The organism is Streptomyces sp. NPDC030862 (assembly GCF_055571835.1).
Genome location: NZ_JBVIEN010000017.1, coordinates 50,331 through 62,593, shown reverse-complemented (window position 1 = coordinate 62,593; position 12,263 = coordinate 50,331). Strand labels below are relative to the sequence as shown.

At 73.6% G+C, this 12,263-nt stretch carries 12 protein-coding genes; 8 read left to right on the top strand and 4 right to left on the bottom strand.

Translation table 11 applies throughout. The features are described 5' to 3' along the window. Positions 1-20: 20 nt before the first annotated feature. The 5 genes from ACZ42X_RS32190 to ACZ42X_RS32170 are packed head-to-tail and all read left to right on the top strand — an operon-like array spanning position 21 to position 4,131. Positions 21-329: an antibiotic biosynthesis monooxygenase family protein gene (locus ACZ42X_RS32190; RefSeq protein ID WP_468297627.1), complete on the top strand. Its 309-nt coding sequence runs from the start codon at positions 21-23 to the stop codon at positions 327-329. Beyond that, positions 322-1,929 carry an FAD-dependent oxidoreductase gene (locus tag ACZ42X_RS32185; RefSeq protein WP_468297624.1) on the top strand — a complete coding sequence of 536 codons (1,608 nt, stop codon included), beginning with the start codon at positions 322-324 and terminating at the stop codon, positions 1,927-1,929. The genes ACZ42X_RS32190 and ACZ42X_RS32185 overlap by 8 nt, the downstream gene beginning before the upstream one ends. Positions 1,930-1,954: 25 nt before the next feature. Next, positions 1,955-2,716 carry an SDR family NAD(P)-dependent oxidoreductase gene (locus tag ACZ42X_RS32180; protein WP_468297621.1) on the top strand — a complete coding sequence of 254 codons (762 nt, stop codon included), beginning with the start codon at positions 1,955-1,957 and terminating at the stop codon, positions 2,714-2,716. Positions 2,717-2,742: 26 nt separating this feature from the next. Further along, on the top strand, positions 2,743-3,426 hold the full coding sequence (locus tag ACZ42X_RS32175) for a methyltransferase domain-containing protein (RefSeq protein ID WP_468297618.1): 684 nt from the start codon (positions 2,743-2,745) through the stop codon (positions 3,424-3,426). Positions 3,427-3,453: 27 nt separating this feature from the next. Beyond that, positions 3,454-4,131 (top strand): hemerythrin domain-containing protein, encoded by a 678-nt coding sequence (locus ACZ42X_RS32170; RefSeq protein ID WP_468297615.1) that lies wholly within the window; start codon positions 3,454-3,456, stop codon positions 4,129-4,131. 184 nt (positions 4,132-4,315) lie between these two features. On the opposite strand, the gene ACZ42X_RS32165 is transcribed toward ACZ42X_RS32170, so the two are convergent. The 3 genes from ACZ42X_RS32165 to ACZ42X_RS32155 form a co-directional block, all read right to left on the bottom strand. Beyond that, a complete protein-coding gene (locus ACZ42X_RS32165; RefSeq protein ID WP_468297612.1) occupies positions 4,316-5,905 on the bottom strand; it encodes an FAD-dependent oxidoreductase in 1,590 nt (529 codons plus the stop codon). A 66-nt stretch (positions 5,906-5,971) separates the two neighbouring features. Further along, entirely contained in the window at positions 5,972-6,976 is a 1,005-nt protein-coding gene (locus ACZ42X_RS32160; protein WP_468297610.1) for an aldo/keto reductase family protein, read from the bottom strand. A 13-nt stretch (positions 6,977-6,989) separates the two neighbouring features. Next, positions 6,990-8,036, bottom strand: coding sequence for a class I SAM-dependent methyltransferase (locus ACZ42X_RS32155; protein WP_468297607.1), 1,047 nt, complete (start codon positions 8,034-8,036; stop codon positions 6,990-6,992). A 139-nt stretch (positions 8,037-8,175) separates the two neighbouring features. On the opposite strand from ACZ42X_RS32155, the gene ACZ42X_RS32150 reads away from it, so the two are divergent. Further along, a complete protein-coding gene (locus ACZ42X_RS32150) occupies positions 8,176-9,048 on the top strand; it encodes an aromatase/cyclase (RefSeq protein ID WP_468297604.1) in 873 nt (290 codons plus the stop codon). An 18-nt stretch (positions 9,049-9,066) separates the two neighbouring features. Here ACZ42X_RS32150 and ACZ42X_RS32145 read toward each other — a convergent pair whose 3' ends face one another. Continuing rightward, a complete protein-coding gene (locus tag ACZ42X_RS32145; RefSeq protein WP_468297601.1) occupies positions 9,067-9,738 on the bottom strand; it encodes a TetR/AcrR family transcriptional regulator in 672 nt (223 codons plus the stop codon). A 109-nt stretch (positions 9,739-9,847) separates the two neighbouring features. Here ACZ42X_RS32145 and ACZ42X_RS32140 point away from each other — a divergent pair, with 109 nt between their 5' ends. Both ACZ42X_RS32140 and mca read left to right on the top strand, forming a co-directional pair. Further along, positions 9,848-11,281 carry an MDR family MFS transporter gene (locus ACZ42X_RS32140; protein WP_468297598.1) on the top strand — a complete coding sequence of 478 codons (1,434 nt, stop codon included), beginning with the start codon at positions 9,848-9,850 and terminating at the stop codon, positions 11,279-11,281. Positions 11,282-11,352: 71 nt separating this feature from the next. After that, the gene (mca, locus tag ACZ42X_RS32135) at positions 11,353-12,240 is read left to right on the top strand and encodes a mycothiol conjugate amidase Mca (protein WP_468297595.1); all 888 of its coding nucleotides are present in this window, start codon (positions 11,353-11,355) and stop codon (positions 12,238-12,240) included. Positions 12,241-12,263: the final 23 nt, after the last annotated feature.

Sequence of the window (12,263 nt, the reverse complement as noted above, 5' to 3'; positions counted from 1 at the left end):
CCCACCCCAGGGAGACCACCGTGGTGACCTTCGTCAACAAGCTGACCATCAACGGCGACGTCGAGGAGTTCTTCAGGATCAAGGAGTCGCTGACCGAGTACATGTCCGCCCAGCCCGGCTACCGCAGCTCCAGCATGCTGCGCCAGGTCGGCAAGCCCAACGTCTTCATCGAGCTGGCCGAGTGGGACGACGCCGCCGCCCACCAGCGCGCCGTGCGCAGCGAGGGCTTCCAGGCCCGCGTCAAGGGCCTGGGCTCGCTGGCCACCGTGGAGCCGGGGCTGTACGAGGAGGTCGCCGAAGGCGGGAACGGCGGGGGCGACGGTGTCTGACCGAGGCGCCCAGGTGCTCGTGGCGGGGGCCGGCCCGGTCGGCCTCACCACGGCACACGAACTGGCCCGGCGGGGCCTGCGGGTGCGGCTGATCGACGCCGCGCCCGGCCCCGCCGCCACCAGCCGCGCGGTGGCCACCCACCCGCGGACCCTGGAGACGTACGACCAGATGGGCGTGATCGACGCCATCCTCGAACACGCCCAGCAGATACGGGCCTTCACCATGTTCAGCGGCGGCCGCCGGCTCGTCCGGCTCGGCGCCGACTACTCCACCATGCCCACCCGCTACCCGTTCACGGCGATCGTGGAGCAGGTCGACACCGAGGCGGTGCTGCGCGACGCGGTCGCCCGGCTCGGCGTCACCGTCGAGTGGGGCCTCCGGCTCACCGGTTTCGAGCAGGACGGCGACCGGGTGCGCGTCTCGTTGTCCCACGCCGACGGCACCGCCTCCACCACCGAGGTCTCCTGGCTCGTCGGCTGCGACGGCGGGCACAGCACGGTGCGCAAGAGGCTCGGGCTGCCGCTCATCGGCGAGTCCAGCGAAACGTGGATGCTCGCCGACTCGCCCGTCGACGTCGACCTGCCGCGCGACAGCATCTACTGGATCCACACCGGCGCGCAGGCGCTGATGATGGTGCCCTTCCGGCGTGGCGGCCGCTGGCGCCTGCTGGACACCACCACGGCCTCGCCCGACACCCCGCCCGCGGAGATCGCGTCCCGCTTCGCCGCCAAGCTCGGCCCCGGGCTCGGCCGCCCGGTCGACGTCCACGACCCGACCTGGACATCGATCTTCACGTTCCAGCAGCGGATGGTGCCGCGCATGGGCGAAGGCCGCGTCTTCGTCGCCGGTGACGCCGCCCACGTCCACAGTCCCGCCTCCGGTCAGGGCATGAACACCGGCATCCAGGAGGCCTACAACCTGGCCTGGAAGCTGGCCATGGTCGAACAAGGGCACGCCGGGCGGGAACTGCTCGACACCTACAGCGCGGAGCGCGTCCCGATCGGTCGCAAACTGCTCGGCTCCACCAAGAAGGCCACCTTCCTCGTGCAGTTGAAGAACGCCTTCGCCGGGATCGCCCTCCCCGTCGTGTTCGGCGTCATCCGCAACGTCACCGCACTGCGCAGGAAGGTGCAGCGCCAGGTCCTGGGCGGCATCTCCGGTCTGATGCTCGACTACCCCGACTCGCCGCTCACCACGGCCGCGGACGCCGCGTCCCCGGGTGGCCCGCGGCCCGGCACCCGGGCCTCCACGGGTGCCGGCGCCGACCCGACCGACCCCGGCTGCCGCGCCTGGGCGGACGAACTGCGCGACACCCGCTGGACGCTGGCGCTCGCCGCCGGCACGCCTGACGACGCCACGCCGCGGGCCGCCGAGTGGCTGTCCGTACGCACGATCGGCGACACCGGCACCGAGGGCACCGGCCCCCTCGCCGACCCGCGGGGCGTGCTCCGCGACGCCCTGGGGCTGCGGAGCGGCGGCTGGCTGCTGGTGCGCCCGGACGGCTACGTCGCGGCCCGCGGCCGGCGCCTCACCCACGAGGCCCTGGACCGGGCGCTGGCGCCCGTCCACCTCACCCACGCGCGGGCCGTCGCCGGCTGACCCGCACCGACAAGGGACCGACGTCATGGACATGGGACTGAAAGGGCGCACCGTGCTCGTCACGGGTGCGTCCTCCGGCATCGGCGCCGCGATCGCCCGGGCCTACGCCGCCGAGGGCGCGCGGGTGGCGCTCACCTACCGGAGCGACCGGGACGCCGGCGAGCGGCTCGCCCGCGAACTGGGCGCCGACCGGGGCCTCGCGATGGCCGTCCACTACTCGCTGGGTGCACCGCAGACCGTGGAGTCGGCCGTCGAGGAGGTGACCCGGCGCTGGGGCGGCATCGACGTCCTCGTGGCCAACGCCGTGCGCTGGGCGCCCCGCCGGGCGGCCGGACTGCACTTCGAGGACGTGGCCGCCGACGACTGGCGCTCCTTCCTCGACGACAACCTGGCGCCGACACTGCGTACCGTGCAGCTCGCCGTGCCCGGCATGCGCTCCCGTCGCTGGGGCCGGATCGTGCTCATCTCCTCGCACGTCGCGCTCGACGGCCACCGCGGCCAGGAGTTCTACGGCGCGGCCAAGTCCGCGCTGCACGGCTTCGCCCGGAACCTGGCCTGGGACGTCGGCCCGGACGGCGTCCTCGTCAACGTCGTCTGCCCCGGACTGACCGCCACCGAACGGGTACTGGGCGGACTCCCGCCGGAGATCCGCGACCGGGAGATCCGGCAGACGCCCACCGGCCGGCTCAGCACCCCCGAGGACATCGCAGCCGCCGTACTCCACCTCGGCTCGGCGGCCAACGGCAACACCACCGGCCAGGTCGTCACCGTGGCCGGCGGCCGGTGACCCGAGACAAACCGAAAGGCACGATCATGACCACCGAACTCACCGTCCCCGCCCGCGAGGAAGTGCTCGCCGGCGCCGCGCCGTACACCAGCCGCATCCTGTCGACCTACGACACCTGGGTGCTGGGGTTCGTCTGCCCGGTGGTGTGGGGCTGCCCGCGTGACGAGATGCTGCGCCAGTACAACCGCTCGGTCGGCGCCCGCCACATGGACCTCGGACCGGGCACCGGCTGGTTCCTGGAGCGGACGGCCTTCCCGACGCTCACCCCCGAACTCGCCCTGGTCGACCTCAACGAGGGCGTGCTGCGGAAGGCCGGAGGCCGCGTCGCGCACCTGAGGCCGCGGCTCTTCAAGCGTGACGTACTCGCCCCGCTCGACCTCGGCGAGGAGACCCGCTTCGACTCCGTGGCGCTCAACATGCTGCTGCACTGCCTGCCCGGCGACATGGCCCACAAGGCCACCGTCTTCGACCACGTGCTCCCGTACGTGGCGACGGGCGGCCGGATCTTCGGCTCGACCGTGCTCGCCAAGGGCGTCCGGCACGGCCGGCTCGCGCCGAAGGCCCTGGAGAACCTCAACAAGGGTGACGGGCCGATGAGCAACCTCGACGACTCGCTGGAGGATCTGGAGTCGGAGATCGCCGCTCGCTTCAAGGACTACCGGCTCGCGGTGCGCGGCTCCTTCGCGCTCTTCGACATCACCGTCCACTGACCCGCCCGATCGAGGAAGGGGGCCGTCGTGCCCGCCGTCAAGAACGACATGACCGGCTTCATGCTCACCCATGAGCTGATCCGCCGCGCCGTTCCGGAGCTGTCCGAGCGGCTGGCCGCCACCGCGCCCGGCGACACGGACGCCGTGCTCCGGCTCACCCACTGGTGGGGGCTGTTCACCACCATCCTCAACCGTCACCACGAGGTCGAGGACCGGCTCGTCTGGCCGGTGGCCCTGGCGGCGGCGCCGGGACTGGCCGCCGCGGTCGAGGAGATCGAGGCCCAGCACGCCACGCTCGACGGCCATCTGGAAAGCATCGACGCCGCTCTCTCCGCCCTCGCCACCACCGGGAAGGCCGCCTGGGCGGCCCGGGTGGCGGACCTGCGGCAGACCATCGCCGTGTTCGACGCGGTCCTCGAGGAGCACCTGCTCCTGGAGGAGCGCACCCTGGTGCCTGCCCTGGAGACCACGGTCAGCGCGCGGGCCTTCGCCGAGCTCGGCGCGGCGCTCGCCCGGGACCACTCCCCCGAGAGCGTCGCCACGGAGATGCCGATGGTCGTCGCGCACGCCGGTGAGGCGCAGCGCGAGGTCATGCTGGGCCGCATGCCGGAGCCGGTGCGCCGGAGGTTCCTCACCGAGTGGGAGCCCCGCTACCGGGCGCTGGTCGACTCCCTGCCGGGCCCCGCTCCGGCCCGTGCGTCCTGAGCCGCGCCGTTTCACTCCCGGGCGCCGGCCCCCGCATCACGCGGGGACCGGCGCCCGGGTCGTTTCACGGCCGGCGGCGACCGGGATGCGACGGGGGAACCGCGGCGAAAGGACCGCGACGACAGGGCCACGTACAAGGGCCCGGACCGGTGTTCCGGTCCGGGCCCTTGTGCGTGGCGCGGGTTCAGCGTTTCAGCACCTGGTCGAGCACCGAGCGCAGCAGCCCCGCCGAGGGCACGTCGCCCTCCCGGGAGCGCCAGGCGACGAAGCCGTCCGGGCGGACGAGGACCGCGCCGTCGGCGGGCACGCCCAGTGCGGCCGGCCAGGCCGAGTCCTCGTCGGTGAAGTCGGCGCCGATCCGGACCACGCGGACCGGCGTGTCCTCGGCGGCGCCGGCCCAGCCCCCGCCGGCCGGGCCGGTCAGCAGGACCGGGCGGTCGCGGAAGAGGTCGACGGTCGACAGCTCCCGCTCCCCGTCGGACAGCCGCAGGTGGGGGACGCGGGTGCCGGGCTCGCCCGACAGCTCCTTGGGGTGCAGGGCCTGCGGGCCGTCGGCGGCCTCGGCGACGAGGGCACCCGTGCCGTAGCGGTAACCCATGATGACCGCCAGGATGTCGAGGGGGCCCTGCTCATCGCTGCGGCCCGCCGTGCGGGCGCTCTGCCGCTGCGTGGCGAACCCGGCGGCGAGCTGCCCGACCGGCCGGCGCTCGCTCTCGTACGTGTCCAGCAGCGCCTCCCCGGCCCACCCGCGGAGCACCGCGGCGAGCTTCCACGCCAGGTTGTGCGCGTCCTGGACACCGGTGTTGGCGCCGAGCCCACCGGTGGGCGGCACGACGTGCACCGCGTCGCCGACGAGCAGGACCCGCCCCGCGCGGTACCGGTCGGCGACCCAGGCGGTGAGCTCCCAGGGGTGGGCCAGGCGGCTGCTGCCGGGGATCGCCGGAAGCGGCCGGGCCGGCAGGTCCGGGACGCCGACGGCCGCACGGAACAGGGCGAGACAGCGCTCCTCGCCGAAGTCGTCGGGCGTCTCGCCGCGTTCGGGGTGGTAGGGCACGATCAGCAGCCACCGCTCCAGCGTGTCCAGCGGGGTCAGGAGCGTGCCGCGCTCGGGTTCGTCGAGGTAGCACAGGGCGACCCGGCGGCCGCGCAGCGGCTCCGTCAGGTCGGCCTCGAACACGACGCTGACCACGGGTGTGGCCTTCTCGACGATGTTCCGGCCGATGCCGAGGCCCTCCCGGACCGGGGAGCGGTGACCGTCGGCGGCGACGAGGAACCCGGCCCGGACGGTGGTCCGTTCGCCCGTGGCACGATCGGCGACGACGGCCCTGACGCCGTCGCCGTGGTCCTCGTACGAGAGGAGCTCGGTGAAGAACCGCACGTCCGCCCCGCGCCGCTGGGCGTGCTCGCGCAGGATCGGCTCGACGGTGCTCTGGTCGACGAGCGCGGGCTCGCTGGGGCTGAGTCCGTCGAGGGTCTCCGGCGCGGGGCGGACCTCGCGCAGGATCTCCTCACCGGCCAGGGTGACGGCGCGGAGCCGTTCGTCGAACTCCTCGAAGACGGACTGCGGGGCCGAGCGGATGTCCGCCTCGACCCCGTGCGCCCGGTACACCTCCATGGTGCGGGCGTTGATGTTGCGGCCCTTGGGCAGGACCGAGGTGTCCCGGTGCCGTTCCACGAGAACGACGTCGACGCCGTGGTCCCGCAGGAACACGGCGGCGGACAGACCCACGATCCCCCCTCCCACGATCAGGACCTGGGTGGTCACCTCGGCCATCGCTGTCCTCCTTCGTCCACTGCTCTTCCTCTCCTCTCCTTACTTCTCCTCGCGCGGCCCGGCGCGTCAGCCGGACCCCGGTGCCCGCCCGGCCATGTCGGGGTCGCGGACCGCCACCCCGGCGAGGACCTCCTCCGCGCGAGCCACCAGCTCGTCGTCCAGCCGGACGTCCAGGGCCCGCAGATTGCCGGTGAGCTGGTCCGGGCAGGACGCCCCGGTGACCGCCGTCGACACGGCCGGATTGCGCAGCACCCAGGCGAGGGCGAACTGCGGCAGGGTGAGCCCCGCTTCCTCGACGAGCGGCTGCAGGGCGGCGACCGCGGTGAGCACGGCCTCGTCCAGGAAGTTCCAGCGCTTGACGGACAGGGCGCCGCCCTGCGCGGACGCCACCCGGCTGCCGTCGGGCGCTGCCAGGCCGGGCCGGTACTTGCCGGTGAGCACTCCCCCGGCCAGCGGCGACCACACCATCTGGCCGACGCCCGCCTCGGCGGACACCGGCACGATCTCCTCCTCGATCACGCGCCACAGCATCGAGTACTGCGCCTGGTTGGAGACCAGCGGGACGCGCAGCTCCCGGGCGAGCGCCGCCCCGGCCCGGATCTGTGCGGCCGTCCACTCCGAGACCCCGACGTACAGGACCTTTCCGCCGTGTACGAGGTCGGCGAAGGCCGACATCGTCTCCTCCAGCGGGGTCTGCGCGTCCCAGCGGTGCGCCTGGTAGAGGTCGATGTGGTCGGTGCCGAGGCGGCGCAGTGAGGCCTCGGCCGACTCCAGGATGTGCTTGCGGGAGAGCCGGCCCTCGTTGGGGCCGGGGCGCCGCGAGCGGCCGACCTTGGTGCACAGCACCAGATCGGAGCGGCGCCGGCCGGCGAGGATCCGGCCGAGCACCTCCTCGGCCTGCCCGTTCGCGTAGACGTCGGCGGTGTCGAACGTCGTGATCCCGGCATCGAGGGCGGCGTGCACACAGGCCCGGGCGGCCTCGTCGTCGATCTGGTTGCCGTGCGTCAGCGAGTTTCCGAACGACACCCGGCTGACCATCAGGCCGCTCGCGCCCAGCGGTGCGTACTGCACGATCGTCCCCCCTTCAGCGCTTCTCGGCGACGAACACCCGGGTCGGCAGCCCGGGGACGTCGTGGATCTCGGGCTCGGCGTACCCGGCGGCCCGGAACATCCGCAGGTAGCCCTCGGTGGCCGGGACCTCCCCGCCCTGCGTCCAGGCGAGCAGGAGCAGCGACAGCATCCGCCCGCCGAACTCCCGGGCCGGTCCGAAATCGCCCACGGTGAACCCGGCGACGGCGACCTTGCCGCCGGGGGCCAGCGCCCCGCCGATCCGGCGCAGCAGCCGCACCCCGTCCCGCTCGTCGTACTGCGGCAGGAGGTTGGCGAGGACGACCAGGTCGTACGGGCCGTCGAGGTCGGCGGTGAAGGCGTCACCGGACAGCAGGGTGGTCCGGTCCGCGAGCCCCATCGCCTCGGCGTTCTCGCGGGCCCGCGGCAGGACGCCCTCCCAGTCCAGGCCGACGACCCGGGTCTGCGGGAACGCCTGCGCGAACATGAGGCCGAACAGGGCGTGTCCGCAGCCGACGTCCAGCAGCCGGAGGTCCTCGCGTCCGGCCGCCCAGTCGCGGAGCACGTCGGCGAGCGCCGCGGCCACCGGACGGGTGGCGAAGGTGCCGTGCGCGGCGAAGTCCTGCCAGTAGGTGAAGTCCGGGTGGGCCGCGTCCCGGTCCAGCAGGGTGCGGCCGGCCCGGATGGTGTCGGTGAGGGAGCCCATCGTCTCCCACTCCAGCTGCGAGGCGGCGACGAGCGCGGCGTCGCCCGCGTACTCGGGTGCGGTGGTGACGAGGAAGCGTTCGGCGCCCTCGACCAGGCCGAACTCCTCGTGTTCCGGGGCGCCCTGCTCGGTGACGAGGCCGGCGGAGGCCAGCGCGGTGAGCAGCACGCGCACCGAGCGGGCCGGCGCGCCGATCGCCTCGGCGACGTGGGCCGCGTCGCGCGGGCCGTCCGCGAGGGCGTCGAACAGGCGCAGTTCGATCGCGGTGCGCAGCACACTGGTCCGTTTGAAGGCCAGCAGCGTCTCCAGGATGGTCTGTCGGGTGAGGGGACCGGGGGGTGGTGCCACAGCGGCCATGGATGTCGTTCTTCCTCTCGCTCCGGATGCGGAACTGCTCGGCCAGGCTGTGGTCTTCCGCTCGAAGCGGCCTCGATCGGCCGTTGAGGAGGTCCGGCGAGGCTGGCCGTGACCGGCAGTCGAGCGAGAGGAACGCATCATGTCGGCATCCGTGAGCGAGCAGGACCCCGCGGCGCCCCTCACCACCGGGGACATGGCCACCGGCGACCTGGCCCCCGAGGACCGGACCGTCGTGCACCGTGCCGTGGTGGCGGCACCCGCCGGGCTGTGCTTCGACCTGGTGGCGCGGGTGGAGCGCGCGCCGCTGTTCTTCGACAGCCATCTGCACGCCGAGGTGACCGCCGGCGCCGACGGCCGTGAGACCGTCGAACGCTGGGTGGTCACCCCCGACGGCACCGTGCGCAACTGGACGGCGCATCGCACCGTCGACGCGGCGGCCCGCCGGATCGTCTTCGGCCATGCGGGCGGCAGGCCGCCGTTGACCGGCATGCGCGGCGAGTGGTCCTTCACCGAGACGGCCGACGGCACGGCCGAGGTGAGCCTGGAGCACACCCTCACCTTCGCCGGGGGCACCGACGCCGCGGCGGTCGAGGGCGCGCTCGCGGACATCGACCGCGGCGGCCGGGCCCAGCTCGGCCAACTGCGTGCCGTCGCCGAGTCCTACGCGGCGCTGACCGCCCGCACGGTCGAGGTGAAGGCGCGCGCCCTGGTCCCCGGTGAGCGCGTGGCGGCCGTCCACGAGCGCCTGGCAGAGGCGGCCGGGGCGTACGGCGAGGGCTGGGCGAAGGCCCTGGTGCCGGGGGGTGCCGTGGTCCTCAAGCGGGTCGCGGGCCCGGACGGACGGCTGCACTCGGTCACCGCGCGGGCGGTGCCGGCCGAGACGCCGGACGGTGTGGTGGTGACACTCGCGGTGAGCGCGACGTCCTCCCCGGACGGCCCCGCGCCGGCCGTGCTGCACCGCTGGCTGTCCATGGCGGCCACCCGCGCGCTGACCCGCTTCGCCCGGCGGTGACAGCGGCCCGGCCCTCCGTCAGGGCTCGCGCACCGCGTAGTCGCCCAGGGCCGGCTCCAGCTGTCCGAAGGCCTCGCGGGCGGCTTGCGCGGCCCGGCGGTCGGCCTCGGCGTGCGGGACGCCCTCGCGCATCAGGGAGCGGACCAGGCGGAACAGCACTCGGTGGGCGCCGGCGAGCTGGGCCGCCGCGAGCTGGGGGGTGAGGTCGCCGGGCGCGGCGCCGGTCTCCGCGGCGAGGGTCTCGGCGAGCCGCTCTTCGCGCTGCTCCTCGATCTCGCGCTCGCGGGCCCGCAGCCGTGCGCTGTCGTGCACCATCCGGGCGAACCCGATGGAGGCGTGCCCGGTCAGCACGGGGTAGGCACCGCCGAGGGCCTCGATGTAGGCGCGGTACAGCGCGTGGTGCGCGGACTCACCGGCCCCGCGCCGGCGGACCGCCTCCGCGAGGCTGTCCACGACCAGCTCGTGCGCGTCGAAGACGAGGTCTTCCTTGAGCGGGAAGTAGTTGGTCACCGTCATCTTGGAGACGCCGGTGGCCTGGGCGATCTCGCTGATGGTCACGTGGTCGAAGCCGCGCTCGATGAAGAGCAGCGTCGCCACATGCGCCAGTCGCCGGCGGGTCTCCTGCTTCTTGCGCTCCCTGAGACCGGTGCCGGCCGTGCCCGCCGCCGACCGCGCTGCTTCGTCCTGCATACGACCCATGGTAAGCCCCCTTAGGTGCGGCCAATTTTTGTGTTTGACATAAATCATGGTCGGACCTAAGTTTCTTCCCGTCCACCCCCACCAGCCGTCTGGAGGCTCCTTGAAGCGCTCGATCGCTCCCCGTCCCACCGCGCAGACAGCCGCACCGGAGGACCGTCTCGACCCCGAGCTGCTGCGGATCGGCGGGGTGCTGATCCTCGGCGCCGTCCTCGCCCAGCTCGACACCACGATCGTCAGCGTCGGCGTCGGTTCCATCACCGACGGGCTGGACGCCTCACTCAGCGCCGTCCAGTGGGTCAGCACCGGGTACCTGCTGGCCGTTGCCCTCGTCGCGCCGCTCTCCGGCTGGCTCATCCAGCGCTTCGGAGGCAAGCGGATGTGGCTCGCCTCGGTAGCCGTGTTCGTCGCCGCCTCCGCCCTGGCGGGCCTCGCCTGGTCGCCGGAGACCCTCATCGCCTTCCGCATCGCGCAGGGCCTCGGCGGCGGACTGATGCAGCCCATCGGGCAGGCCATCGTCGCCCGCATCGCGGGGCCCCGGCGTATCGGCCGGCTGATCGGCGTGATCACCGCGCCGGTCTCCCTCGCGCCGATCCTCGGACCGGTCGTCGGCGGCCTGATCGTGCACGCCGCGGGCTGGCGCTGGTTGTTCTACGTCAACATCCCCATCGGGCTGATCGCCCTGGTCCTCGCCGCCCGCATCGTCCCGGGCGACGACGGCGAACGGCAGACCGGACTGCGCCCCGACGGCCTGGGGCTGGCCCTGCTGCCACCGGGACTCGCGGCGCTCGTCTACGCCCTCTCCCAGGCCGGGGCCGGTGGCCTCGACCCCCTGCAGACGGGACTGCTGATCGGCGGATTCCTGCTGATCACCGGATACGTGGTGCACGCACTCCGCACCGACCGCACCCCGCTCATCGACCTCAGGCTGTTCGCCGGGCGCGGCTTCACCCTCGCGAGCATCAACACCTTCCTGCTCGGGGCCGCGCTGTACAGCTCGATGCTGCTGCTGCCGCTCTACTTCGTCGACGTGCGCGGCATGAGTCCCTTCGAGGCCGCCTTGATGCTGGCCCCGCAGGCCCTCGGCACAGCCGTGATCACCCCGCTCGCGGGCAAGGTCACCGACGCCTACGGTCCCCGCGCCGTGGTGATCGTGGGCATCCTGCTGACCATCGCCGGCACCGTGCCCTTCGTCCTGGACGACACCCTTCCCGGCATCACCGTCCTCGTCGTCGCCCTGTTCGTCCGGGGCGTGGGGCTCGGCGCGATCACCCCGCCGAACGTCGCCGCCACCTACACCTCCGTCCAGCGTGCCCAGGTGCCCGCAGCCACGAGCGCCCGTACCGTCCTCAACCGCGTCGGCGGCTCCCTCGGCACCGCCGTGCTCGCCGTCATCCTCCAGACGTCCCTGGCCGGCGGCGGGGCCGGTGGAGTGGGCGAGGCCTACGCCCGGACCTTCTGGTGGGCCCTCGCCTTCAGCGCCCTCACCCTCATCCCCGCCGCGCTGTACCCGCGGCACGCCCCGGGCAAGGGCTGACCCCGGCCGACCGCACCATCGCACGGCACCCGCCCCCCCCCTCCTCGTACACCGCACCACGGGAGAACCACATGACCACCTCCGCCCGACCGCCCCGCGCCGGCCTGCGGCTGATGACCGTCCACGCCCACCCCGACGACGAGTCCAGCAAGGGCGCCGCGACCCTCGTCAAGTACGCCCGCGAGGGCGCCGGGATCCTCGTGTGCACCATGACCGGCGGGGAGCGCGGCGATGTCCTCAACCCCCGGCTCGACCGGCCCGAGGTGTGGGCCGAACTCCCCGAGCGCCGCCGCCGGGAGATGGCCCGTGCCCGCGAGATCCTCGGCGTCGACCAGCGGTTCCTCGGCTTCGTCGACTCCGGGCTGCCGAAGGACGGCGAGGAGCTGCCCGACGGCTGCTTCGCCCGCCAGCCGCTCACCACCGCCGCCCGCCCCCTGGTGGAGGCCATGCGCTCCTTCAGGCCGCACGTCGTGGTCACGTACGACGAGAACGGCGGCTACCCGCACCCGGACCACGTCAAGACGCACCAGGTCACCGTCGAGGCGTTCGAGGCCGCGGGGGACCCCGAGCGCTACCCCGGCACCGGTGACCCGTGGCAGCCGCTCAAGCTGTACTACACCTGCGCCTTCAGCAAGGAGTACTTCGAGGCCATCGACGCCGCGATGACCGGTGCCGGGCTCGACTCCCCGGCCCGGGAGCTCCTCGACGACTGGCCCGACTCCTGGCCCACCTGGGAGACGACCACGCGAGTCGCGTGCGCCGAGTACTTCCCCGTCCGACGCGCGGCCCTTCTCGCCCACGAGACCCAGGTCAACCCCGACGGACCCGAACTCGCCTGTCCGATGGACCTGGAGGCCGCCGCCTGGCCCACCGAGGACTACCACCTGGTCTCCTCGCACGTCCGCACCCGCCTGCCCGAGGACGACCTCTTCCAGGGCGTGGTCGCCGACCCCCACTGACCGGCGTCCGCGCTCGGCCACCG

What these genes read in the sequence shown, in the direction of transcription:
- ACZ42X_RS32180 (WP_468297621.1), top strand. Translation starts at nt 1,955, where the DNA reads ATGGACATGGGACTGAAAGGGCGCACCGTGCTCGTCACGGGTGCGTCC.
- ACZ42X_RS32175 (WP_468297618.1), top strand. Translation starts at nt 2,743, where the DNA reads ATGACCACCGAACTCACCGTCCCCGCCCGCGAGGAAGTGCTCGCCGGC.
- ACZ42X_RS32165 (WP_468297612.1), bottom strand. Translation starts at nt 5,905, where the DNA reads ATGGCCGAGGTGACCACCCAGGTCCTGATCGTGGGAGGGGGGATCGTG.
- ACZ42X_RS32155 (WP_468297607.1), bottom strand. Translation starts at nt 8,036, where the DNA reads ATGGCCGCTGTGGCACCACCCCCCGGTCCCCTCACCCGACAGACCATC.
- ACZ42X_RS32150 (WP_468297604.1), top strand. Translation starts at nt 8,176, where the DNA reads ATGTCGGCATCCGTGAGCGAGCAGGACCCCGCGGCGCCCCTCACCACC.
- ACZ42X_RS32145 (WP_468297601.1), bottom strand. Translation starts at nt 9,738, where the DNA reads ATGCAGGACGAAGCAGCGCGGTCGGCGGCGGGCACGGCCGGCACCGGT.
- mca (WP_468297595.1), top strand. Translation starts at nt 11,353, where the DNA reads ATGACCACCTCCGCCCGACCGCCCCGCGCCGGCCTGCGGCTGATGACC.